A 22,613-nucleotide genomic window follows, 5' to 3' on the forward strand; every position below is an offset into this window, starting at 1 on the left:
CCTTCGCCCCGGCAAAGGTCACAGATGCTGACCTATCGGTCAAAAACGGGCGCAAGGGCATATGCACGCCCTGTGTACCTCCGGTGTACAGTTTGTGACATTTAACCTTTGGGTAATGAATCTTCATGTCATTCCGCAGCTATACGCTGCACCCCGTTGAAATCATTCAAGATTGCCTCAGCACAGTCGCGCCCGTCCTTGATCGCCCAAACGACGAGCGAGGCACCCCGCACGATATCCCCCACCGCATAGACACCTTCCAGCGCCGTCGCCCCGGTGACGTAATCGGCCTTGATCGTGCCCCAGCGGTTCACCGGCAGGTCCGGCTCATCCCAAAGCGTAGGCAGGTCTTCCGGCTCAAAGCCCAGCGCCATGATAACAAGGTCCGCATCCTCAACGTAATCCGCGCCCTCAATCACCTCAGGTGCCTGACGGCCCGTCACATCCGGCGCGCCAAGGCGCATCTTCTGCACCATGACACCCGTCACCGGATCGCCAACAAAGCCCTTCGGCGCGCTCAGCCATTCAAAAATAACGCCTTCTTCCTCGGCGTTTTGCACTTCGCGCTGGCTGCCCGGCATATTGGCCCGGTCCCGACGATACAGGCATTTCACGCTCTCCGCGCCCTGCCGGATCGAGGTCCGCACACAGTCCATCGCCGTGTCACCGCCGCCGATCACAACGACCTTCTTGCCAGCGGCATTCAGACGGCCATTCTCAAACTCTTCAACCGTATCGCCAAAGCTTTTGCGGTTAGAGGCCGTTAGAAAATCAATCGCCCGCTCAACACCAAAGCCACCCACACCGGGCGCTTCGATCTCGCGGGTCTTATAGACGCCCGTCGCGATGATCACCGCGTCATGCTTGCCGCGAATGGCGCCAAAGCTGATGTCGGTGCCCACGTCGCAGTTCAATTCAAAGGTCACGCCGCCTTCGACAAGCTGCGCATTGCGGCGCTCGACCACGTCCTTTTCCAGCTTAAAGCCGGGGATGCCATAGGTCAGCAGCCCGCCCGCACGGTCATAGCGGTCATAGATCGTGACCTGCACACCCGCCCGCCGCAGCATATCCGCCGCCGCCAGCCCGCCGGGGCCAGCGCCGATGATGCCGACGCTTTCCTGCCGCTCTTCACGCGGTGCCGGGGCTTTGACCCAGCCCTTCTCCCACGCGGTATCGGTGATGTATTTCTCGATCGAGCCGATGGTCACGGTGCCATGACCGGACTGCTCAATCACGCAGTTGCCTTCGCAAAGCCGGTCCTGCGGGCAGATACGGCCACAGATCTCGGGGAAGGTGTTCGTCGCCTGGCTGATCTCATAGGCTTCTTCCAACCGCCCCTCAGCCGTCAGGCGCAGCCAGTCGGGGATGTTGTTATGCAGCGGGCAGTGGGTCTGGCAGTAGGGCACGCCACATTGGCTACAGCGGCTGGATTGCTCGGCCGCCTTACGGTCGGCGTACTCGGCATAAATCTCGTCGAAATCCGTCCGGCGCAAATTGGGCGGACGTTTCTCAGGCATATCCCGCGCCACATCCGTAAATTTCAGCATAACCTGCTTCGCCATATACCCGTTCCTTCGACAAATTCCGTCAGAAGACCCGCATACGACAGCGCTTCAGTAAAGAAAAGACAGCAATGCTGACCTATTTAACTCTTTCCGGGCATTCACCCCGCCCAGCCCGCATTTTTATGCATCATTTAAGGTCCGATGCGGACCTAACGCCTCACGCCCCAGCCCAAAGCCCCAGTATAACAAGCCCACCGACAAGGATTCGCCACCAGCCAAACAGCGCGTAGCCATAGCGCCCCACGTAATCGAGCACCCAACGCACCACGATCACTGCCGAGATAAAGGCCATGACAAAGCCCACCGCGATCTCACCCATTGCCGAGGCATCGAGCACGTCACGGTTCTTATAGAGGTCGTAAGCAAAGGCACCCGCCATCGTCGGCATCGACAGGAAAAACGAGAACTCCGCCGCCGCCCGCTTGCTGGCTCCCAACATCAAGGCCCCCACAATCGTCGCCCCCGAGCGCGACACGCCCGGCACCATCGCAAGGCACTGAATAACGCCAATTTTCAATGCCATCGGCAAGGGAAACCGCATCGCGTCCGGCTCCGTCGTCGGCGGCGCGATCCGGTCGACCACAACCAAAATTATCCCGCCCAAAATCAACATCACTGCAATCAGCAAAGGCGTCTCAAACAGCACGGTCTTGATAAAGTCATGCGCCAGCACGCCCACAAAAACCGCAGGTAAAAAGGCCACCAGCACCGACAAGATAAACCGCCGCGCCTGAGGGTCATGGGGCGCCGCCGAGAACACCGCCCAAAGCCGCGCCGAATACACCGTCAGGATCGCCAGCACCGCGCCCAGCTGGATCACCACCTCAAAGGTGCGCCCTGCGCTCTCAAACCCCAGAAAATGCCCAGCCAGCAACAAATGCCCGGTCGAGGATACGGGAATGAACTCCGTCAGCCCCTCCAGCAAACCCAGAAAGGCGGCGATCAGCGTCGTATTACTATCCATTAGCCTTGGCGCAGATTTCGCGCCGAAGCTTTGATGGCGTCATACTGCCCAGAGGGGCGGAACCGCCACAGATAGTCAGGCAAGACTGCCTCCATCGTGACCGGCGTGATGCCCAGCTCGGCAAAGCCCTTGGCGTCTGCACCCACAACATTGTCGTTGCGCAGGTTTTTGACCTGATCCCGCGTCAGCATGGAGTTTGTGAACAGCCCCAAAGACACGGCCTGCAACATGTCAAAACCAAAGGCCATCACGCGCGCCACCACCCAAGGCATATTGAGCACCAGCCTGCGCCGATGGACCACTTTAAGCATCCGCTGCATCAACCCCCTAAAGGTATCAACATCCGGCCCGCCAAGCTCATAGATCCCCGGTGCGGCCAACCCCAACACGGCCTTTTCCGCAGCCTTGGCCACGTCATCGACATAGACCGGCTGAAAACGTGTATCCGCCCCCACCACCGGCAGGATCGGCCCCATACGGGTCATCCCGGCAAAGCGGTTGAAAAAGGAATCTTCGGCCCCAAACATGATGGAGGGGCGCAGGATGACCGCCTGCGGCATGTGCTTTAGCACCCCGGCCTCGCCCTCACCCTTACTCCGGGCATAATCACTGTCGGCGTCCATGTCGGCCCCGATGGCAGAGATCTGCACCATGCGCGGAACGCCCTCTTGGGCGGCCAACCGCGCCACGCGCTCGGCCCCTTCTGATTGGACTGCGTCGAAACCGTTTTTGCCGCTTTCGACCAGCACGCCCACGCAATTCACCACCGCATCTGCCCCACGCAGCGCTGCACGGACCGAATTGTCATCACGGATATTACACAGGATCGGCTCGACCTGGCCGACAACGCCGTAGGGGCGCACAAACAGCGCCTCATTGGGGCGCCGCACGGCCACCCGCACCCGCCAGCCGGCCTTGGCCATCCGACGCGCGATATAGCGTCCGACAAACCCCGAACCGCCATAAATCGTGACCAGCTTAGACATTCTGCCGCTCCTGTAGCTTATTCTTTGACAGGATGTACCTGCGCGCCGCCCCTGTAACAAGGCAAAACCCCTAGCGTCGGCGGTCTTTGGGACGGATTTTCAGGAATTCCGCCAAAATGCGATTGACAGCCGCCCAGCCGAGCCTTAGAGCACCCCACACGATACGTGCCCAGGTGGCGGAATGGTAGACGCGCTAGCTTCAGGTGCTAGTACTGGCAACGGTGTGGAGGTTCGAGTCCTCTCCTGGGCACCAATATTCCCCGATAAGTGATTGATAGTATTTGGCTTTTAAAGCCCCGCCCAAATTCAATCCACCCTCCAGCCCACCTTTCACCTGTCGAACGAATTGCATTGCGCAATACTGCACACTGATGTGATAGCCCGGAGAAACGGCAATGCCTGCCATAAATAGCAGTTTGCACGAGGCAGCGGCACAAGGTGTTAAGTGATCCATTGCACGGAGCATTAACAGTGCCATATAAAAGACCTGTTAGAGCTTTCTACATCAAACAGATTGTGAGACTTGCTAAGACCACAAGATCACAGCAAAAAGACTTATTCTGCTGATCCGCACCAGACGGCGAAAGCTTGGCCTCCACTCATGCGCACGCCCAAGACAAACAATTGCGTAAAGGTGCAGTCGAGAAACCGGCATGAGGGCAGAACCACACCACAGCGTCTGTCGGCCAGCACCAGATTGGCCGTCGAGCAACAAGCCGCCATACGTACTGTGTCTGCGATGTGACCAACCACCTGACAGACAGCTTAGCATCAGAGCGCGGCTAAGGTCGCGACTTTTAATCAGTGGGTCGATGGTTCGATCCCATCACGGCTCACCACTTTATCTCGTAGATCAAGTGGTTGATCGGCGCCAACTGGATACCGCCTCTCCTTTATAAACATCAGCGGGATAAAACAGGTTAGATTTGCCATGGGTTCGTTTCCTAATCCTTCTACAAAGCAGGGCCCACTGGAACGGTTAAACGCTGCTGATGTTCAATTGCGCAACGAAGCGGGAGATTATACCTGCGCCTTACCGGAGGCTTTCACAATCCAGTATTATCTGGCCATCGCTCGGATTTCTTATGGCCTTTCGCCTACCAGTTACTGGTACTATGATGGCCCCGACGTTCTTCCATTTGAGATCTACTCACGCTGTAGGAAAGGTCACTTTACCATCGCGAACATTCAAGGCTTTACTGATCTCCCAAAGACTACCTGCGTGGCTCAGCGCAAGGAGCATTGCCGAGGAAATCGAATGCCCGCAATTACTGAAGCATTAGAGGTTCTTGCTAGAGCAGAAGGGCTATCGGTTGAGTTTGAGAGCGTAAAGAATGAACACCTTTCGAAGTTCCTAGCTACACAGGATTATGAGAGCACCCTGGAAGAATGGAAAAAATATGTGCCTGACTGCCTCCCCATGGATCTGCTTCCAAGTCCAAGTATGATTTGGCGGGCGCCTCCTAGGGTTTGAGCCGTCATGATAGGTAACCTCGTAGGGTAGTAGATTCCGAGATCTGGAATTTTGTTAGATTCCCGGCCCGAAAACCCGCTTCTGTAGCTTTCAGGGGGTATTTCTGATCTATCCGACCCGATTTGTAAGCCTTCCTGGTGCCCGCGCTGTAGTATAACCTCACTACAATCCGACCAGATTGATGAGAGGATTCCGTATCCTTCGATATCTGGACCCCCGACTGGGAAGAGATCAGGCTTTGTGGCCCCCGAGCCTTCAGGTTCTAGTGGTTGGTTTCCCCTGATGACACCGTTTTGAACATTTCCCAGAAGCTGCTCAATTGTGACATCAGAAGAGGTCTTTTGGGCAGCTTCTTGAGCGGTTTTTTTGGCGGCATCAGGCAAGTATTTATTGATAGTGTTCCGGCTCACACCAAGCTTCTTGGCCAGCTGTGAGACGACGATCTTGTCACCAGCAGCCCGCAACTCAGAGACCGCATCGAGGACGATCTGGCGCTTCTTGTCTGCGTTCTGTTTAGCAGCGTACCGACCGCCAATGGCCTGGCGCTCATCGATCTCCATGCTGTCATTGATGAGGCCTGCCCGTTTGCAGGCGCCGCGATCTTTGGTGCTGCCGGATCCGGAATAGACGTTCCAGGTCCACCAGCTGATCGACTTCGCAGTTTCATGGATTTCGTGGTCTGGGAGCAAATTATCTGAGAATTTGGTCTCATTGTATTTTGCGCATTGCTGAAGCATGTAGCGATACAGGTGCTCCTCCGAAGAAGCTTTCGCTTTGAATGCATACGCGAGATATCTAATATTTGAGAATAGATTGCAGTTTTTGCCTCGTGCCGCGTACTCCTCGTCGAAAGAGGCGCCAATCGTTCTCTCCAGATACGACTGATCGGAGCCTTTGCCATCGAAAGGGGCGGCATGAGTTGCCCGCTTGGAGCCATCAGCAGACCTGAACGATGTCTTCTTGGCCTTTGGTGGTGGAGTGTAAGTGATCTGCGCAGGATGAATAGGCGCGTTCTCAGCTTCAGTGATAGCCTCATCCAGTTCCGCAAGCGTCCAAGTACGATTATCGCCTTCGACGACGTCCCAATATAATTGCTCGCTGCTATAGTGGCGTAGTTTAGCTGGATTTTTGGTTGTGATCGGGTTCACGGCCTCGACGTAGCTGATAGTGCCGACCAATCTTGCTAGGCGGCGGGCAATCAATCTGTATTGGTTTGCCTGCTCGTAGTCGTCCATCCAGATCGGCGTGTGGAGCCAGTAAATGAGATGTGGACGGTTAACCGAGAAATCTTCTGAAGGCTCAGGATCGCTTGGAGAGCGTCCGCCAAAGTTGGCGCTGTTTGCTGTGAAAGTTTTCGGCATCGGCATGCCGATTTCACGCATGTCAGACGGACGAATATTGCTGTCTACATCAAGGACGATTGCGATCCGGCGTTCAGGCGCACGTCCTTTTTTCGTTCTGAGTGGTGGGTGGAGATCGATATAGTGCGCATCGACATAATCGAACAATGGCAGTTTCTTTATGATCTTTTTATCTTCATTGGCACACCGGCTCCACGTCGACATGTGCTTCAGATGTAGGTAGTCTGTCACTTGCAGCGGCAGCAGCAAAGACATGTTCATGTCGTTGCCGATTGAGAACCGGAACTTATTGTCCCAGCGGACCTGCGCCGGGCTGCGAGCCTGCTTCTTCTTGGAAGCTGACTTAGTTTCTGATGCTGTATTAGTTGAAAAATGTCTATGATCTAGCCGTGCCATCGGTGGCCAGCCTTCTGGCCAACCGCTGTAGCTTTGTAAGCACGCGCACGTGGTGAAGGCACAATTGCCTCAAAGAAAAAATGTGACGCAAATTCTTTTTCGAAATTGGACTGCATTCTATACACCTTTGATTGCATTCCCAGTGGTATGGCGGCCGATGCGATGCCCAGGGTGATGCTGACGCGAAATTGCGCCCATTATTGATATTGGGCACAGTATCGAGTTGTGGTTAAAACGCGGTTAAAGCTGTCCGTATATTCAGGTTGATCCGACGATTTTTTTGTTAACTCATTTGCATTTAGCCAGTGTGCAACCTAAATTTTAGTTAGGCGCTGCCTTCCCTGTGCTAGATGCCTCCCCATGCTGCGCACCTCGCTGTATGGTGGGTGTTCGCGGCCAAATCGTATGAGCCCGTCGGTCACATGACTGGCGGGTTTCATATTTTCCTGACGCTTTCGACGAGGTCCTAAAGAGCGGACTGATACTGGACGGGGCGTTTCATATATCTGTCTGGGTAAGAGTCTCAGGAGCGTCCCGTATCCGTACACTGCGCGACTTCACATAGGGGCTTAAGCGATTTTCTCGCTTACTTGTGCAGGCCGCTTACAATGTGTACCTTTATTATGTGCGGGCGAAGCGCATTGCGCTAGTTCCCCTGGCAGGGACTAAACTTAAAGCACGGGCATGTCCCAGCTTAGGCTACTTCTAGAAATTCTAGGAATCCAAACTGTGAGATTATTGCGCCCGCACATTTTTTTGAGGCAGTTGATTGAACGAAGAAGAAAAAGAACAGCCTGGCGACCCTTTTGGGAATATCTGGATTACATCCCGAACACGGATGCAGTCGCACGCGAAATATACGCGGTATGACCTTATATCGCACATCGTACTTACAGCGTACTCAGTCTTGCTTCTGGGGTTCTCTGTTTTCTCAAGGCACTTGAGCGAGACCAAGCTCGGTCCATACACGTCAGAGGTGTCGATAGTGCTTTCCCTTTCGGTGCTATGCGCTTCGCTCGTGATTTGGGGCCTCAAGTTTGGGAAAACCGCTGATCAGCACAGAGAGTGTTATCTGGCCTTACAACGTCTGTACGATGACGAAGATGCTCGGAAGAACGTTGCAACATATCATCAGATTCTTGATCGATATCCAAACCAATCAGACTTCGACTATGAAGCGATGCTATACAAAAATGTTTGGTCTCAGAACAAGGAGCTTAGGGATCGTTCCGGTGTTTTGAAATATAGCTGGTGGAGAGCTAGAAAGTTCGAATTCCGGCAGCTTAGCCGAATTTTCGGCACATTATTTGTACTTACCTGTCCAGTAATTTTTCTAGCAGTTTTGTATGTCGCAGGATGATCAACCCCTCACCTTCGATCATGTTTTTTCGGAGCCGTACCTGAGATCGGTTTTTGAAGATCGTTTAAAAGATGCCAAGTTTATCGGGTTAGACGGAGTTTCGGTGTGTTCCTTCAGAAGGGACTTGGATGCTGAGATTGCGCTGATCAGTCGAAAGGTTTTGTGTGGAGAGTTCGACTTTACGAGGTTTCGAGAAAAACTGATCCTTAAGACGTCGCGAAAACCACCCCGCCAGATTTCGATACCAACGGTGCGAGACGCCATAGCCCTACGTGCTCTATGTGATCACCTCACACATCAGTTCCGCGAGTGTAGGATGCGGCCACCGCATGACTGCACAAAAAGGGTTGCGATTGCCGCGAAACGGGCGGCTGCTTCGGATCGTTTCCTGCGGTTGGATGTCGTGAACTTCTATCCGTCAATCAATCATAAAATTTTGTTTGATCAGCTTAGAGGCAAGGGGGCTGACCCTAGAACCGTTGCATTGATTGAACGCGCTGTCACGAACCCTACAGGGTTTGATAACGGGGATGCATCCGAAGTTGGTGTGCCTCAAGGGCTGAGTATTTCGAATATTTTGTCCATGCTTTATCTGGAAGGCCTAGATGATCATTTTTCCGAGAAGTATCAGTATTTTCGATATGTAGATGATTTGCTCTTGATAGTTGCGGAAGCTGAGGCTGTCAGCGTTCACAATGAGATTGCGGATTATATGCAGGTTGATCTTGCCTTAAGGACCCATGAACTTGACCCAAAGCAGCCAGACAAAACTGCCATCACGCCTGTTGAATCGGGCACAGAATATCTTGGGTATCATATTTCGAGTACCGGTCTCAGAATTAGGGAGCGATCTTACAAGAAGATGTTCCGTGCGATTGTCGGATGTCTTCGACCGTTGAAAGGCACGGCACGAACTGAGCAGGTACTATGGAGACTGAACCTGATCATTACCGGATGCCGGGTTGAAGAAAGATCGGTTGGCTGGGTGTTCTTCTTCAGGCAATCAACCGATGTTGGGCAATTCCACAGGATGGATGCCTTTGTCCGCCAACAACTCAAGCTGTATGGCCTTAAGGATCACATTTCGAGTGTGAAGAGGTTTGCTAAAGCCTACCACGAAACAAGATACAACAGGGGTGGCACGACCTACATACCCGACTTTGACAACTTCACACTCGCGGACATGATGAGAGCTATTCATCTGGTCAAGGGTACGTCTCTTGAAGCGCTTGGAACAATGGATCGGTCCGAGGTCGAGGATATCTACTGGAAGATGGTCAAACGCGAGGTGGCCAAACTCGAAAGAGAGACCGTTGATTTTTTTACCTACGGATCATGAGTGGTTTTTACCTCACTTGGCGCATAAGTCATAGCTTTAGCAGCCCTCTGATGTCACTTGTCGCGGTTCACGTTGTCCTTTTTTGAGCGATCGGGGTTATCCCTAGCATACTCTCGGCCGCCGATTTTAACGATGTGTGCATCAGGGTGTTCGCCTTTCTTAATTTCGGCGACGATGTTGCGACGAGGTACGTTTTTCCTGCTACCGACATCGTAATGTTCATTTCTTCCACCTGGGCCATCACCCTTGCCCTTAATTCTCGTCATCGTATTCTCCTTCTCAGAACTATCAGAAAACAGGCAAGGACTGGGTTAGACAACGGTCTCACACCTAGACTTGCTCAGAACCGCCCTCGATAATACTATATATCGTATCATTGTTGTATGCGTTAACTTCATATTGTTTTTGTGCCGCCCCTTGCTATGTTGTCCGGGGTCTATCTTGGGAGGTTTTAGTTCCCTGCGCTATCGCTCATCGAACCGGTCATTCATTGCCAGTTCAAAACCTCTATACTGTTTGAATTCCCCGACTACAGACATCATGCACCTCTGAGCCATGCAGACTTATCTCGAAAAACATCAGCCGGTGAAGAACGTCGCCCGGTTCTACCGAATGGCAGTTTTGCCAAACCTGTTTGGCGAATGGACGCTCTGCCGCGAATGGGGCCGGATAGGGCATGGCGGCCAGGCTCGGATGGATTGGTTCGTAAATGAAGAACAGGCCGTCGCGGCTCTGATTGCACTGGAAGCCTCTAAGCGTCAGCGTGGCTATTGGGTGGAGCCTCAGCAGCTGGCGATGTTTGATCTGATCAGTTGAGTCACATCTCAGTTCTTCAGCTGGATTTACAACAAGGTTGCCAGTATGTTCGACTTTAGGTCAGCAACATTGAAAGGCAGAGTATGCGGGGTGAAAACGATAGCAGCAGCAGAGAAACGACGCCTGCACCAGTCATGGAGACAAGGCAGCAGAGCAGTGAGAACGTTTCGATAAACTCGCAAAAGCCCCTGGCAAGCGCTCCCGTCGCGTCGCCACCGCCAAAGCCAAAGAGATAGGCGTAGTGGCGAAGACCCCGAAACCTCCCCCAGTCAAACTGCCTCCGCGAAAGACAACATTCGGGGTCAAAGTCCAAGGGTCACAGCAGCCCATTGCTGCTGCACCTCGAACACCACCGCCACCAAAACCCAAAAGGTGAAACAGATGGCAAGAGAGCCCGCGCCCCCGCCTGTCCCCCGCCCTTCAAGCATTCCCCGCTCAACACCCGAAACGAATACGAGACCTAGCCCGAGCGCACCGATTGCGCCGCCGCCCCCAAAGAGGTAAAAAATGCAATCATCCGAAAATCAGACGCCGATATCAGCTAGCGGGCGGGTCTTCATCCCCGACAACGCCAGACCCCTTCCCAGTTCTCCGTCCTCGTCGCCACCGCCGAAGAAGTGAGGGGGCGTGCCTGATGCGCACTTCTGCGATTTCTGCGGCAGTAATGATCGTTAGTTCCGGCCCCCAGTCGCCATGCTCGGGATCAATCTTTTCCCATTCACCGGATTCCTCGTCTCGGTAGTCAGTCACATAGAGTGCGATAGAGCCGTCTTGCCCGAGTATCATTGGGCCAAAGGGAGCCTTCTTGAAGTCGTCAAGACGCTCGCATTGCAGTGTTACCCCGTCTTTTTTTACAACAGTGATCTGGGACGGTCCGGAATCTTCTCGATTGATAACCGTTTCCCATGCAGCGGTATTTCTGTCTGATGACGATATCCCTGCACCACGTAGAATTTCTGGAAGGCTGTGGGCACTCACTCGACGCCAGATAGCAGCGACAACCAGTGCAGCCACTATGCCCCCCACACTGGCAGCATATCCGGCCCATAAGGGCAGTGCGCCAGCATGGGTGGGGATTGTAGGCTTCCATGCCAGATAGATTGCAAGAAGGAGAGCGGATGCGGCTTGCGATATGAAGGCAAAAACGAGGGCAATCGCTAACGTGTCCAAGGTCTGGTGGGTGCTATCGCGCCCTGTATAAGCCAGTCGATAAGATAGATACCCGGCAACCAATATTGCTAGGGTTTGATAGGGTAGCTGTAAGAGTCTTTCGATAGCTTCCATGCCGATAGTCAGAGCACTGTTTCACCGCGCCTGCAACATGGCCGGACGCAGTCATGCCACGGGTTAAGCTCGAAAATCTCACGACTACCTCAGAGGTTCTATCCCCTGCGAAATGCCACATTTCCATCCTTGGGGCCTAAAAAGATGTCATCATACTTTCTCTCCATAATTTCATTGATTTTATGGCGTTTGATCCCGCTCAGCCTGTCGATGGATCCCAAGTCGTGCCCGTGTCCGTGCAGGCGCCAGATATCCTTATTGTTGCCTGGTTTGAGCTCGTAGCCAGAAGTCAGGACATGCTCGATGAATTGTTCGGGTGACCTATCGGCCGCCCATTTTCGCATCTGAGCTCGAATTTTCGGGATCGAGAGATCGGCTTCGACACCGGCGGTGCGCGCTTTGCGCTTGATGACCTGGTGACTGGTCGACGTGTAGCTGCTCTCAGCTCTAAAGGATTTCCAGTTACCGCGTTTCAGACCGGCAGCCTCAGAGGCGTCTTCGAGTGCTGCTTGGTACCGACTAAGATCGAGATCAGGCTGTTCGCGGGCTAGGGCATCGTAAACCTCACGATTAAAGCGTCCCGGCGTGATTTCGTGCCCGGTTCGCAGCTCGGCTAACCTACTGATCTTCTCATTCCGCATGTGAGTGAACTTGCTATCGAGCACCCGGCCAGTGTCCGTATCCAGTTCAGGCACCGCGAAATGATAGTGGTATTCGAAGCCAGCGCCCTCTTCTCTTGGCTTCTTATGAACGACGGCTGTGATGCGATCTTTCATATTTTTAGTGACGCCATACTCTTGGCAGACGTTATCCAGGATCTGTCCTAGCTCGTGCCCGCCAAGTTTTTCACCAGGGGCGATAATGAGGTGTCTGACACTGAACGCACGTTCTGCCAGTTTGGCGGTGATGCCCATGAGTTGAATTTCGGCCTGCGTGCCTTGCAGCCAACCGATTTTCTCGTTCTCGCTCTGGTTACCAAAATAGGCTGCGATGGCGCCGGTATCAGAAACTGGAACGCGGGTGCTTTTGATGATCATGCCAGCAGCTCTCCTAGGATCCTAGCATAGAGCGCTTGTACCTCTTTGATGGTCGTCTCGAGCTGCTTGAAATGGCTCTCGGTAAGCTGGTCTGATTTGCGCGCGGTATGTACCTGAGCCAGCGCCTGATTGAGGTTGCTGCCAACGGCCCCCAGCTCACCGGCGAAGCGCATGGCGCCCCTGCCCTCCTCAGTGATCTTGTGATTGGATCCACGTCGCGCCCGGGGCAGCACGCGTTCGGTCTCAGCACCCAATGACTGTGAGATTAGGTGGCGGGCCCACGCCGTCGGAGCGACATCATGTCGACGTGCAGCAGCCACCAGACGAGCATACAGGTCATCATCAAGTCTGAGACCTATCTGGTGGCTCATCTGTCTGCTCTCTGACCTGCTCATGCCTGCTCTCCTTTCTGGTGGGCGATGGGAACCATCCCCGGGGGTCAACGGGGGGCCTAGCCCCCCTTGCCAGGATGTTACGGACCGGCGTGTGGCGGCGGCTAGCAACACAACTGGCTGTCAAAATAGAGAGCTATGCACCAACCATTTCGGAATCGTTAACCTCACCCTTGCAGGGGAGCATTCCGATGCATGTCAGAAGACCAGAAGAGGACCCGCAGGAGACCTATTCGGGGGAGAGAGGATGGGAGCCCTATTCACGAAAATAGGGCTTCCCTATCCGAAAATATGGCATGGGGCGGGAACTTCATGCCCCAATTGGCATCGACAGTTATCGACACTAACCTATGGGGAACCTAAGGGAAAAACTTGTACCTGCCTTAAAGTCATAAGCGTGCGACCCGTGGAGTTGCATGACCATCCCCTTAATAATTTTTGTGCCCATTCCTGAGTGACCCGTGTTGGGATCAAACCCAGGTCCGTTGTCAGCGATGATCAGTTCAGCTGTGTCTTCCGTCAAAAGCTTAAGACCTATGCGGATCTCAGCATCTGTCATATCTATGACGGCATATTTCAAAGAGTTGGTGACAACTTCATTGATCAGCATAGCTAGAGAGGTGGCCTGGTCGTGGCTGATTGGGATCTGATCCACGTCAAGGTTCAAACGCGCGGGCGAGCCATGTGCTTTAAAGATATTTTCCGTCACTGAGGCGATAAATGCTGGCGCGTCCAGAGCAGCGTATTTGTCGTAGTTGTACATATGCTCATGTACAGTAGCCATCGCCGCTAGTCGCAATTTGAAATTGGTCTCCACTTCGGGGGTGAGTTTCTGCATGCCTACAAGGGCTTGCATCGCTTGCATGTTGTTTTTAACTCTGTGGTGGATCTCGCGAAACAGCATTTTATTTGTCTCGAACGATGCTTCCAGCTTTTCATTTTTCACAACATCTCGCCTAAGAAGGCTGATGACCCAAAAGGCGCATGCGGCAAGCGCGAGAATGGATGGAATGACGATCGCGAGGAAAACCCAGACACGTCGCCAAAATCGCTCCAACGCTTCACTATAGCCCATCGAGGCAATTGTAATGAGCTTCCCTTCGGGAACGGTCTGATATCCTACAAACCGTTTTTCGCCATCTACAGGAGACTCGCTAATATAGGTGCCTGCGTTTGAATTGAGCAGGTGATCTTTGAATATTACATGTTGAGTGAGGTCCACCGAGCCATCGACAGGGGGATAACGGGCCACCAACATGCCATCACTGCGTAGAATAGCCAGTGTCGATCCTGCCCCTAGGTCGAGAGAGTCTAGCAGTTCCCCCAATAGGGCTGCATCGAACGAAATTATTGCAACGCCTATGAAGACGCCCTCCCGTTCAAGCCGTCGGCTGAACGTGAATATTGGACTGCCATCGATGCGACTGGTGAGAAGTGAAGAAGTGAAGAACTGCTGTCCTGAGGCGGGACCCGTAAAATACTCTCTGTCGCGAACATCAATGTTTGAAGCGTCGGGGTCGGTCGTATAGAGGGTTCGCCCGTCAGCGGAAACGATGTAGGCTTTGGCGCTGCTGGGCAGCCCTTCGAGTGAGGCCCGGATGCTCGTTAAGGTCGCAGGGTTGTCGGATTCAACATCGGGCCCAAGGGCGACGACCATCTGGCGCAGCGCTTGCCTGGCCACCTCAACGATCCAACCGGTGTTGATCTTTACTGCCTTGGCGGCGGCCGTCACTGAACTCTCTGCTCTATCTTGGGCAGCGTTGTAGCCTTGATAGATGAGCGCCCCCACGATGCTGGAATACACCAAAAAGGTGACGGCAATGAAGATAGTTGCAGCACGAGCTGAACCAACAATCGCTCTGGTTACCATGTAACTTCCTTCACGGACTGGCCCTATCTAAGGTTATAGTGCTCAGATAACAGCTTGGAACTAGGAGGATTCCCGCCGAAGTCTACGGAGATAAATCGTCGTGCCACGGTAATGATGTCTGATCGACCCAGCAGCCGGATTGGCACAGCCGCCAAGTTTATGTCTTACAAGTTAGAATAAGTTGGAACTAGATGGCCCGCCTTTGGTTAAGGTACGTTATCTAGTGGGGTTTGAGAATGAGCAGCAGAGTAGTTTTGTTGGTTGAGGATGAGGCGCTCATTCTAATGGATATTGAAGCCGCCCTTGTTAATGAAGGATTTCAAGTCGTGACGGCTATAAATGGGTCAAAAGCCGTAGAGGCCTTCGAGGCAGATCCGATGAGCATCAGTGCTGTCGTGACCGACATTAACCTAGGTAAAGAGCCCAATGGATGGAACCTCGCCAGGCAAATTAGGCAGCAAAAGCCAGAGATGCCGATTGTATATATGACTGGCGATAGCTCTCACGAGTGGGAGGCTGAAGGCGTCCCAAAGAGTGTCCTGATACCAAAACCATTCGTTCATGCTCAAGTTATTACAGCGTTGGCCACGCTTATGAGCCATTCCAGTCAAGCCTAGCTCCATCTTTACGCAATTCATTGTTAGGAGGAGTCCAACAGAAAAGGGTTCCGGCATTCCCTGCGATGTAAGTGAAAGGCAGGTCCGGGCCGTTCGCGTAGGACAAGTTATTCTGCATTCGCACAATGCTTCGGAGCAACATTCGGTAAAGAGGGTTCACCTCCTTCTTTCGCCGCATGGTGCATCTAACAGGCTGCTGAAAAAGTCGGCCCTCGACGCGGTTATGGGAACATGATTCACTTTCAGCATGACAGCGGCGGCGGGAGGTGGCGATGCGTGGGACGGACGAGGCGAGCGGGTCGCTGTTCAGCTATGTTGATCTTGAGGAGCGGGTTCCGGAGCGTCATCCGCTGCGGTTGATCCGTCGGGTCGTCAATGACGCGCTGGCGAGCCTCGATGCCGAGTTCGCCGCGCTCTACACCGACTTTGGCCGCCCCTCCATCGCGCCGGAGCGGCTGATCCGTGCGAGCCTTCTTCAACTTCTGTTCTCGATCCGCTCGGAACGGCAGCTAATGGAACAGATGGACTACAACCTGCTGTTTCGGTGGTTCGTCGGCCTTGGGATCGACGATCTGGTCTGGGTCCCTACGGTGTTTACCAAGAACCGTGATCGGCTGCTGACGACCGACATGTCGCGCAAGCTGATGGCCGCGATCCTGGCGCACCCGGAGGTCCGTCCGCTCCTCTCGGATGAACACTTCTCGGTAGACGGCACTTTGGTCAAGGCGTGGGCGTCCATGAAGAGCTTTCAGCCGAAGAACGGCGCACCGCCACCGCATGACGATGATCTTGGCGGACCGCCGCCACCGACCACCGCGACCTCCGCAAACACCGAACGGCAGCCCCAGCAGACAGAGACGCAGCCGATGCCCGACACGCCCCGCCATATCCGCAACGCCGCAGTGAACTTCCGGGGCCAGAAGCGCTCGAACGCAACCCACACCTCTGTGACGGACCCCGATGCCCGTCTCTACAAGAAGGCGCCGGGCGCCGCGGCGACACTGTGCTTCATGGGGCATACGCTGATGGAGAACCGCAGCGGGCTGATCGTGCAGGCCGATCTGACCCACGCCGATGGTCACGGCGAGCGCAAGGCGGCGCTCGAGATGATCAACCGACACTCCCCTGGCTCGACCCGGCGCCTGACGCTGGGAGCAGACAAGGGTTATGACAGCGCCGAATTTATTACCGCACTTAGGCGCATGGTTGTGACGCCGCATGTCGCGCAGAAGGCTCGGCATTCCGCAATCGACGGGCGAACCACCCAGCATCCCGGTTATGCCGCATCACAGCGGCGCCGGAAGAAGATCGAGGAACCCTTCGGCTGGGCGAAAACCGTGGGCGGCATGGCCCAGACTGTTCATCGCGGCCTCGACAGGGTCCGCGCCCAATTCACAATGACCATGGCAGCCTGCAATCTGGCCAGACTACCGAAACTCCTTGCCACCTGACGAGGGGGTCAAACCGGACCCGGCGTCCGCAGCCGCAAAGAGTCACCTTCAAACCGTGATGGCAAGAACAGCGTCCTTCAAAGCCAACTTCTTCAGCAGCCTGCTAATGCGGCATAACCTTAGCGTAGGATCCGTGCGTCGTCCGGCATCAGCCCCTCATATCGACGATAGTTCGCGCTGCTAGCGAACTAGGATGCTAGGATGCTAGGATGCTAAAATGCTAGAATCATATGAGACACATCGAGCTCCCTCACGAGGTGCAGCAGCTTGTAGAACTCTGCAAAAGAGAGATGCAGGCGACTGAGGTCTGGCTGTTCGGCAGCCGTGCTCGAGGCGACCATCATGAAGATAGCGACTACGATCTGCTGGCCGTGGTGCCTGATGACGCACCTGCTGACATCGACAGTCCACAGGCTGCTTTCAGACTCAGAAGGAAATCAGGCGCTCACGCAGACCTACTGACAGCGCGCAAGACTGATTTCAATGAGGCCAAGGTCGTGCCAACCTTGTTTGCGCACACAATCGTCACCGAAGGCGTCCGCCTTGATAAAGGTTGCCCTTTCACCTCGTGAGTGAAGCTTTCTTTGGGAGCCGTGTCGTCTGCGGCCAGGTCGCCTAGCACTGGCTGCAAACAGCACGCCTCTCGAAGTCGTGCCGGTCCAAGCCATCAGGCACCTGATGGCGCTTCAGTGTTATTGAATGACTACACTGCCAGCAGCGCACCTCCACATGTGTCGCTAGATTACCGAACATTGGATCCGATACATCATCAGACGACAAAACTGGCCTCGGCGCTCACCAAGAGCTGCTCCACCTGATCTCGACCAAAATGGCTGTCCAGCAGATCCTGAGGTGGATGCATTTTTAGCAATGGATGCGGCCTGGCGAGCCACTCTCGTGCACGATCCTGATCTTTCAGCACCCGTTCCGCGAGTTCGATCACCTCATCTCTGGTCATCTGTTACTCCCCCCTTGCTAGCATCCTAGCACTGTCACAAGCTGTCACAGCTACCCAGCCATGAAAATATGAAGCCTCAGAAAGTTTCTGACAAGATCATCTTATCCATGTTCCTAGCACCCTAGCATCCTAGGAACCTAGGAGATGTCCTCCGTGAGTTGAGTGACCTGCTGTTCCATCTCAGATATCCTATTCAGAAGGTGATCTCGATCTCGCGCAGGCTTCCCTATAACCGGTTTGAGTACAGCAATGGCCGCAGGCTTGTCAGATATGATCTCTTTGACTCTAGCCAGGTGACACCGAAGAGGAAGCCGCCGGAACTCTAGCTGGCCATAAAGGTGATCAACGAAGAGGTGATGTAAAAACAGGGACGCACTTGAGCGCCCCTATGATCACATCGCTCGAACAGAACTACCCGCACTGAGGTCATCATCATCTTGTTCCGCGAGGTGTGTGCGGAAATCCTCTACGGCAGATGCAGCGTGCTCCTCAATAGAGCCGCAGTATAGGACGCCTACCGCTACCACGTAGCCGCAGATCTCATGCCCCAGGCGATAGAAATTGGTATCCTGATCATTGTAGTCGCGGAGTTCCTCGATGCTCTCATCCCCTGCGAGCAGGTCTTGCGCCGCATCATCGATCTGAGAGGCTGCAATATCATCCTCCTCAAGATCACAACCCGCCAGAATGGCCTCTAGGAGCTCTCGGGGGGTGGATGGCTCCGCATGTTTATGTGCGCTGATCTGGGAAATATTTAGTTTTTTCATGGGTCTGCTCTAATTTTGTATCTGATATGTACAGTATACGTACTGCCCATGCAATTTACCGCAGGGTAAAGTACGACCATCTTTAACTGTGATTTAATGGTGAGAGAGGAGCCCTGATATATTACGCACGCACCTGAGCATGTTAACACCTCTTCTCAGGGCAACTGACTATGAACCAGACGGAACTGATTGAGCTCTGCACCCAAGTAATGGGCTCGGCCGAGAACGCTGAGGAATGGCGGTCCTCGCCCGCGATTGGACTGGAAAGCAAGCGTCCGTCGGATCTCATGGAGACCCAATCCGGCCGGGACCAGATGGAGATACTGCTGACGCAAATTCAATATGGCGTCTACATCTGACCATTGACCGCATCCGTTCTCTGCGTGATGATCGCCTTATGAACACGATTCTGCATACCTCGCGCCGAATATCCTGACCTTCAGGATACCCCACAACACCACTGTGGGAGGCAGCATGGGTATGCGGTCGGGCCTTATATCCCCGAGGCGCCAGATAAGCGTGAGCGAGAGGGTTCGAGTCCCTCGCCTCCTACCATCATAGATGTAGACCACACCTGTGCCACATGGAGGCAGGCGTGACCACAACGAGAGATGAGACCCGGCGACATCAGCGCGAAATTCACCGCCGAGCAGTTGTTGGAGAGATGACCTTGCCGGAGAGCGTGCGCTTTATCAGAGAGGGCCTAGGCTGGTCTCAGTCATATTTCACGGAGAAGTTCCACGTCACCGTCGAGCAGATCGAGGCCATCGAGAATGGCGAGATGGGGGAACTTTTCTAGGCTATGAGGCGCATCGGAAAGCCTTGGGGATTTGAGGTCCGCTATACGCCGAAGAACAGGCCAGACTAGATGTAGAGAGCACCGAGTCTCACGCTGGTACCGTGGGCACTATCGAGAGCATCGCAGTTGCTGCCAAAAGGTCTTCCAGCGGTCCCTGAAGTTTCATATTTTCATCGCGCACATCTGCAACCAGTGGATCATCAGCAACCGAGACCCAGCCTTTTCCTGCGGTCACCACAGTGAACTCCGCGATGTGGACCTCGAGCACGTTTGACAGCACCCCGACCAGCAGCGGTGGGCTCCCCTGCCCTTCTGGGAGGCTGATGCCACCTAGATGAGCCACCAGGTCGCTATAGGTGCCCTCGAGCCACTTCTCGAGAGGTTTATGGAGAACTGTTCTCAGGACGGCTGGCAGGTTCTCATCAGTCACACACTCGGCCGCTGCCAGCTCCATATGCCCGCTTGAAAACGGCAGTTGAGTGCTGCGCTGTATGCCATACCAGAGCCGTAGCGTTCGCCGAAATTCTGGGGTGCTGGGAACTGGCAGTTTGTCATCTATCTGGCCCTCGATCCAAAGGCCGATACGATCGCGCAGAGGCAGGTGGGATGGCATTTGGTGGCCCTCTTAGGGAAAGCCTAGCATCCTATAATACTAGAGCGCTAGGATGATAGGATGATAGGATGCTGCTTCATGGAGACGGTGACGCGCTAGCCTCTTCAATCTTCAGAGACCATTGACTCATAAGCTCGCCATGTTCCTGACCTCTGATGCAGGCTGCCAGCACCTCCCTGCCCCGGTCTCCAATTGTGATACGGCGAAGTGACTCCTCGTGGCCGTCAGGATCGAACGACGTTAATTTCCCGGTCGCCTCGCCTACGGCGGGCTCATAGGTTCTGATGATGTGATCAGGGCCGCTCCAATCAGACCAGCTGGCGTCATTGTTATCGTTATTATCCTCGACGTACTCGATCAGCCACTGAGTTGCGGCCCATTGCTGAACCTCAGCCGGATTGCTGTATGCATGCATGGCGTCACCACGCGTGTTTAGTCTAGTTGTCATAATTTTCTCCTGTTCTGTTGATGCCCTAATTGGCAAGCCGCCTATTCGGCGGAAAACAGGTCATGTGGGCGGCTATGTGTTCAATATAGTAGATAGATTGAATACTAGTTAAACTCCTCAAACTGCATCCTAGCATCCTAGGATACTATAGGGCAGCCATATTTTAGTGGCAATTAAGGACCATACTTCGCTTTTAGCATCTCGAATCCAGCTTCGAGCACATCAGCAGGCGTCACATCATGGTCGAGCGCCCAGCGACGAATGTCACGGCCGAGACCTTCACTGACCCGGAAATTCATCTGCTCAGTGGCTGTTCGCGTGCGCTTCTCAAGCTTCAGTGGCGCCCGGTCATGACGGCTTGCAGCCGGTGATGGATCCAGTTCACCAACCCGCTCAGCGGCATCATCGATTAGTCCAGTCGTATTCAATTTTTTCTTAGCCATACTATTGCTCTCCTCGTGTTATCTGCGTCACTTCTCTGGTGAGCAGGATCATATCTCTAGCTGCATCACTGCTTGGTGCGTATTCGATTGCGGTTTGAGCTGCGTAGGTGCTGTCCTGGTGAGCTGCCAAGCTGCGCAATGGTCGCAGGACAGTTTGCCCGTTTCTCGTGGCCATATCCTCAAGATCGGCGAGCACTTGTTTGTGCAGCGAACGACGGCCGTCGTATTCATTCATGACTACAGAGAAGGGGACTCCGATCTGCCGCGCGATCCGCATGGTTTTCGGCAGCACCTGAACATCATTCGCACCAGCTCGAGTGGGCATGACCGCGAAATCTGCGACGGATAGAGCGGTCCGCAGGTTTACCTCACCTGAGTGTTCTGGGGGCGTATCGATGATGAACCAATTGACGCCCTCGTTTTCCGCTTGGCTGATAAGATCCGGCAGCTGTTCAATGCGACCTACTGCAAGCTCCGGTTTGTCTACGCCATCTTCCTGTCGGCGTTCCACCCATCTGGAAGTGGTACCCTGGTGATCTGCGTCATAAATTCGAGTTTGACCGTCGAGACCTGTAGCAAGCGCTTGGGAGATGGTAGATTTCCCCACGCCGCCTTTTTGGTGAACCACTGAAATAACTATCATATTCTACCCTCTGCCCGCCTCTTGCTAGCGCCCTAGTATCCTAGGATATGGCTAGTAAAGGTTAATTTCTGTAACCACTGGAGACTACGAAATATGTGGCTGTGGGGAGGCGGAAGTGGCATTTAGCAATCTTCGCCGTCGAAGATCTTCTGCGTGTCGCTTTCGGTGGCGCACACCCAAGGTCTCTTCAGTAGCGCCATGATCCTATCATACTCCGGGCCATAGCTGAGCACATTAAATGCCTCAAGCACGTCAGCAGGGCGCATCCCGGCAGTATCCAGATACTTGGAGCGGACACCGATAGATCCAATGAATGTCATACTGCTCGAGCTTTGCTCTGGTATTGCGAACGGACAGTAGACTTCTCCGAGTTCAGCGGACCCGGTACAGCGGCAATCGTTTCCATCATCACAAGGCGCTACCCACTCCACATTATTCGTTCAGACCCGCGCGTCACGAACGCGGCCGTGCACATCAGTCACGAGGCTCAGGATCCAATTCTCACTGATACATCCTGACCATCCGCCAAGCTCATCCGGACTGGAGTGCAGAATGCTATGTGTTTCGTAGTTCATAACTGATCTCCGTTTTTCATAAAAAGTGCGCGGAGATCATCTATCTGGCGTTAAAGCTGCCGATCATATTTTCAGCAGGGTAGGGGCCTAATCATCATATTTTCTGTAGTCACTTTATAAGTAAGCGTTGGCCCGGGGTCACGTTGTAGGGTGTGATCCGGGCTGCGAGAACGAACCCATCTTATGATGGGGAGTGCGTTTCGCAATGTGCGCTACAAATTCGTTTCTCAGATCGCTTGGCGTTGAGATTTATGCGTCCGGCCACCGCCGTTGGTCGGATACCGCAAAGTCACAGGCGGTGGCGGACACGCTTGAGGTGGGTGCAACGGTGAACGCTGTCGCTGAGCGATATGGCATCCTTCCGAACCAGCTATCGGCGTGGCGTCGACTGGCCAAGCAAGGAAAGCTGTTGCTACCGGCGCCGGAGGCCGCTGAGCCGCTCTTCGCTCCACTGG

The 22,613-nt window shown here is 54.1% G+C and carries 26 protein-coding genes and 1 tRNA gene; 10 read left to right on the forward strand and 17 right to left on the reverse strand.

The window, feature by feature from the left end; translation table 11 throughout:
- Window positions 1-128: 128 nt before the first annotated feature.
- The 3 genes from BLS57_RS17050 to BLS57_RS17060 all read right to left on the reverse strand — a co-directional run bounded on the left by BLS57_RS17050 (window position 129) and on the right by BLS57_RS17060 (window position 3,515).
- On the reverse strand, window positions 129-1,562 hold the full coding sequence (locus BLS57_RS17050; protein ID WP_093743853.1) for an NAD(P)-dependent oxidoreductase: 1,434 nt from the start codon (window positions 1,560-1,562) through the stop codon (window positions 129-131).
- A 160-nt stretch (window positions 1,563-1,722) separates the two neighbouring features.
- Entirely contained in the window at window positions 1,723-2,529 is an 807-nt protein-coding gene (locus BLS57_RS17055; RefSeq protein WP_093743854.1) for an undecaprenyl-diphosphate phosphatase, read from the reverse strand.
- Window positions 2,529-3,515 (reverse strand): complex I NDUFA9 subunit family protein, encoded by a 987-nt coding sequence (locus BLS57_RS17060; protein ID WP_093743855.1) that lies wholly within the window; start codon window positions 3,513-3,515, stop codon window positions 2,529-2,531. The genes BLS57_RS17055 and BLS57_RS17060 overlap by 1 nt, the downstream gene beginning before the upstream one ends.
- Before the next feature lie 167 nt (window positions 3,516-3,682).
- Between BLS57_RS17060 and BLS57_RS17065 the strand changes: the two genes are divergently transcribed.
- Window positions 3,683-3,768 (forward strand) — tRNA-Leu (locus BLS57_RS17065).
- A gap of 1,115 nt (window positions 3,769-4,883) precedes the next feature.
- On the opposite strand, the gene BLS57_RS17070 is transcribed toward BLS57_RS17065, so the two are convergent.
- Window positions 4,884-6,746, reverse strand: a complete 1,863-nt coding sequence (locus BLS57_RS17070) for a primase C-terminal domain-containing protein (RefSeq protein ID WP_093743856.1) — start codon at window positions 6,744-6,746, stop codon at window positions 4,884-4,886.
- 769 nt (window positions 6,747-7,515) lie between these two features.
- Between BLS57_RS17070 and BLS57_RS20160 the strand changes: the two genes are divergently transcribed.
- Both BLS57_RS20160 and BLS57_RS17080 read left to right on the forward strand, forming a co-directional pair.
- On the forward strand, window positions 7,516-8,106 hold the full coding sequence (locus BLS57_RS20160; RefSeq protein ID WP_139186656.1) for an SLATT domain-containing protein: 591 nt from the start codon (window positions 7,516-7,518) through the stop codon (window positions 8,104-8,106).
- The gene (locus BLS57_RS17080) at window positions 8,093-9,445 is read left to right on the forward strand and encodes a reverse transcriptase domain-containing protein (protein ID WP_093743858.1); all 1,353 of its coding nucleotides are present in this window, start codon (window positions 8,093-8,095) and stop codon (window positions 9,443-9,445) included. Before BLS57_RS20160 ends, BLS57_RS17080 begins: the two co-directional genes overlap by 14 nt.
- A 53-nt stretch (window positions 9,446-9,498) precedes the next feature.
- Here the strand turns inward: BLS57_RS17080 and BLS57_RS17085 are convergent, their stop codons facing one another.
- The gene (locus BLS57_RS17085) at window positions 9,499-9,711 is read right to left on the reverse strand and encodes a DUF3892 domain-containing protein (RefSeq protein ID WP_093743859.1); all 213 of its coding nucleotides are present in this window, start codon (window positions 9,709-9,711) and stop codon (window positions 9,499-9,501) included.
- Window positions 9,712-10,000: 289 nt separating this feature from the next.
- Here BLS57_RS17085 and BLS57_RS17090 point away from each other — a divergent pair, with 289 nt between their 5' ends.
- Window positions 10,001-10,261: a WGR domain-containing protein gene (locus BLS57_RS17090; protein ID WP_093743860.1), complete on the forward strand. Its 261-nt coding sequence runs from the start codon at window positions 10,001-10,003 to the stop codon at window positions 10,259-10,261.
- A 537-nt stretch (window positions 10,262-10,798) separates the two neighbouring features.
- On the opposite strand, the gene BLS57_RS19630 is transcribed toward BLS57_RS17090, so the two are convergent.
- The 4 genes from BLS57_RS19630 to BLS57_RS17110 form a co-directional block, all read right to left on the reverse strand.
- Window positions 10,799-11,545, reverse strand: coding sequence for a hypothetical protein (locus BLS57_RS19630; protein WP_139186657.1), 747 nt, complete (start codon window positions 11,543-11,545; stop codon window positions 10,799-10,801).
- Window positions 11,546-11,643: 98 nt separating this feature from the next.
- Window positions 11,644-12,582 carry a hypothetical protein gene (locus BLS57_RS17100; RefSeq protein ID WP_093743862.1) on the reverse strand — a complete coding sequence of 313 codons (939 nt, stop codon included), beginning with the start codon at window positions 12,580-12,582 and terminating at the stop codon, window positions 11,644-11,646.
- Window positions 12,579-12,953: a hypothetical protein gene (locus BLS57_RS17105; RefSeq protein WP_139186658.1), complete on the reverse strand. Its 375-nt coding sequence runs from the start codon at window positions 12,951-12,953 to the stop codon at window positions 12,579-12,581. Before BLS57_RS17105 ends, BLS57_RS17100 begins: the two co-directional genes overlap by 4 nt.
- Window positions 12,954-13,317: 364 nt before the next feature.
- Window positions 13,318-14,844, reverse strand: a complete 1,527-nt coding sequence (locus BLS57_RS17110; RefSeq protein ID WP_093743864.1) for a sensor histidine kinase — start codon at window positions 14,842-14,844, stop codon at window positions 13,318-13,320.
- A 236-nt stretch (window positions 14,845-15,080) separates the two neighbouring features.
- On the opposite strand from BLS57_RS17110, the gene BLS57_RS17115 reads away from it, so the two are divergent.
- The 3 genes from BLS57_RS17115 to BLS57_RS17125 all read left to right on the forward strand — a co-directional run bounded on the left by BLS57_RS17115 (window position 15,081) and on the right by BLS57_RS17125 (window position 17,484).
- Window positions 15,081-15,461, forward strand: a complete 381-nt coding sequence (locus tag BLS57_RS17115; RefSeq protein ID WP_093743865.1) for a response regulator — start codon at window positions 15,081-15,083, stop codon at window positions 15,459-15,461.
- A 272-nt stretch (window positions 15,462-15,733) separates the two neighbouring features.
- On the forward strand, window positions 15,734-16,912 hold the full coding sequence (locus BLS57_RS17120) for an IS5 family transposase (RefSeq protein WP_093743866.1): 1,179 nt from the start codon (window positions 15,734-15,736) through the stop codon (window positions 16,910-16,912).
- A gap of 230 nt (window positions 16,913-17,142) precedes the next feature.
- A complete protein-coding gene (locus BLS57_RS17125) occupies window positions 17,143-17,484 on the forward strand; it encodes a nucleotidyltransferase domain-containing protein (protein WP_093743867.1) in 342 nt (113 codons plus the stop codon).
- Between the two features lie 197 nt (window positions 17,485-17,681).
- Here BLS57_RS17125 and BLS57_RS17130 read toward each other — a convergent pair whose 3' ends face one another.
- Together BLS57_RS17130 and BLS57_RS17135 are read right to left on the reverse strand one after the other, a co-directional pair.
- Window positions 17,682-17,870, reverse strand: coding sequence for an MbcA/ParS/Xre antitoxin family protein (locus BLS57_RS17130; protein WP_093743868.1), 189 nt, complete (start codon window positions 17,868-17,870; stop codon window positions 17,682-17,684).
- Window positions 17,871-18,262: 392 nt separating this feature from the next.
- Window positions 18,263-18,637 carry a hypothetical protein gene (locus tag BLS57_RS17135; protein ID WP_093743869.1) on the reverse strand — a complete coding sequence of 125 codons (375 nt, stop codon included), beginning with the start codon at window positions 18,635-18,637 and terminating at the stop codon, window positions 18,263-18,265.
- Window positions 18,638-18,807: 170 nt separating this feature from the next.
- Between BLS57_RS17135 and BLS57_RS17140 the strand changes: the two genes are divergently transcribed.
- Together BLS57_RS17140 and BLS57_RS19635 are read left to right on the forward strand one after the other, a co-directional pair.
- Complete coding sequence (locus BLS57_RS17140) at window positions 18,808-18,996, forward strand: antitoxin Xre/MbcA/ParS toxin-binding domain-containing protein (protein ID WP_093743870.1); 189 nt, start codon at window positions 18,808-18,810, stop codon at window positions 18,994-18,996.
- 236 nt (window positions 18,997-19,232) lie between these two features.
- The gene (locus tag BLS57_RS19635) at window positions 19,233-19,436 is read left to right on the forward strand and encodes a hypothetical protein (RefSeq protein WP_139186659.1); all 204 of its coding nucleotides are present in this window, start codon (window positions 19,233-19,235) and stop codon (window positions 19,434-19,436) included.
- An 88-nt stretch (window positions 19,437-19,524) separates the two neighbouring features.
- On the opposite strand, the gene BLS57_RS17145 is transcribed toward BLS57_RS19635, so the two are convergent.
- From BLS57_RS17145 to BLS57_RS20075, 6 genes are all read right to left on the reverse strand, one after another.
- Window positions 19,525-20,049 carry a hypothetical protein gene (locus BLS57_RS17145; protein ID WP_093743871.1) on the reverse strand — a complete coding sequence of 175 codons (525 nt, stop codon included), beginning with the start codon at window positions 20,047-20,049 and terminating at the stop codon, window positions 19,525-19,527.
- Window positions 20,050-20,125: 76 nt separating this feature from the next.
- Complete coding sequence (locus BLS57_RS17150) at window positions 20,126-20,497, reverse strand: hypothetical protein (protein ID WP_093743872.1); 372 nt, start codon at window positions 20,495-20,497, stop codon at window positions 20,126-20,128.
- 173 nt (window positions 20,498-20,670) lie between these two features.
- Complete coding sequence (locus tag BLS57_RS17155) at window positions 20,671-20,940, reverse strand: hypothetical protein (protein WP_093743873.1); 270 nt, start codon at window positions 20,938-20,940, stop codon at window positions 20,671-20,673.
- Window position 20,941: 1 nt separating this feature from the next.
- The gene (locus BLS57_RS17160) at window positions 20,942-21,583 is read right to left on the reverse strand and encodes a ParA family protein (protein WP_093743874.1); all 642 of its coding nucleotides are present in this window, start codon (window positions 21,581-21,583) and stop codon (window positions 20,942-20,944) included.
- Between the two features lie 122 nt (window positions 21,584-21,705).
- Window positions 21,706-21,903: a hypothetical protein gene (locus BLS57_RS17165; protein WP_093743875.1), complete on the reverse strand. Its 198-nt coding sequence runs from the start codon at window positions 21,901-21,903 to the stop codon at window positions 21,706-21,708.
- A 120-nt stretch (window positions 21,904-22,023) separates the two neighbouring features.
- Window positions 22,024-22,158, reverse strand: coding sequence for a hypothetical protein (locus tag BLS57_RS20075; RefSeq protein ID WP_279626458.1), 135 nt, complete (start codon window positions 22,156-22,158; stop codon window positions 22,024-22,026).
- Between the two features lie 205 nt (window positions 22,159-22,363).
- Between BLS57_RS20075 and BLS57_RS17170 the strand changes: the two genes are divergently transcribed.
- Window positions 22,364-22,613, forward strand: a 250-nt coding sequence (locus BLS57_RS17170; RefSeq protein WP_139186660.1) for a transposase, incomplete at its 3' end; no start/stop codon positions are given.

The organism is Sulfitobacter delicatus (genome assembly GCF_900102535.1).
Taxonomy (GTDB): Bacteria; Pseudomonadota; Alphaproteobacteria; order Rhodobacterales; family Rhodobacteraceae; genus Sulfitobacter; species Sulfitobacter delicatus.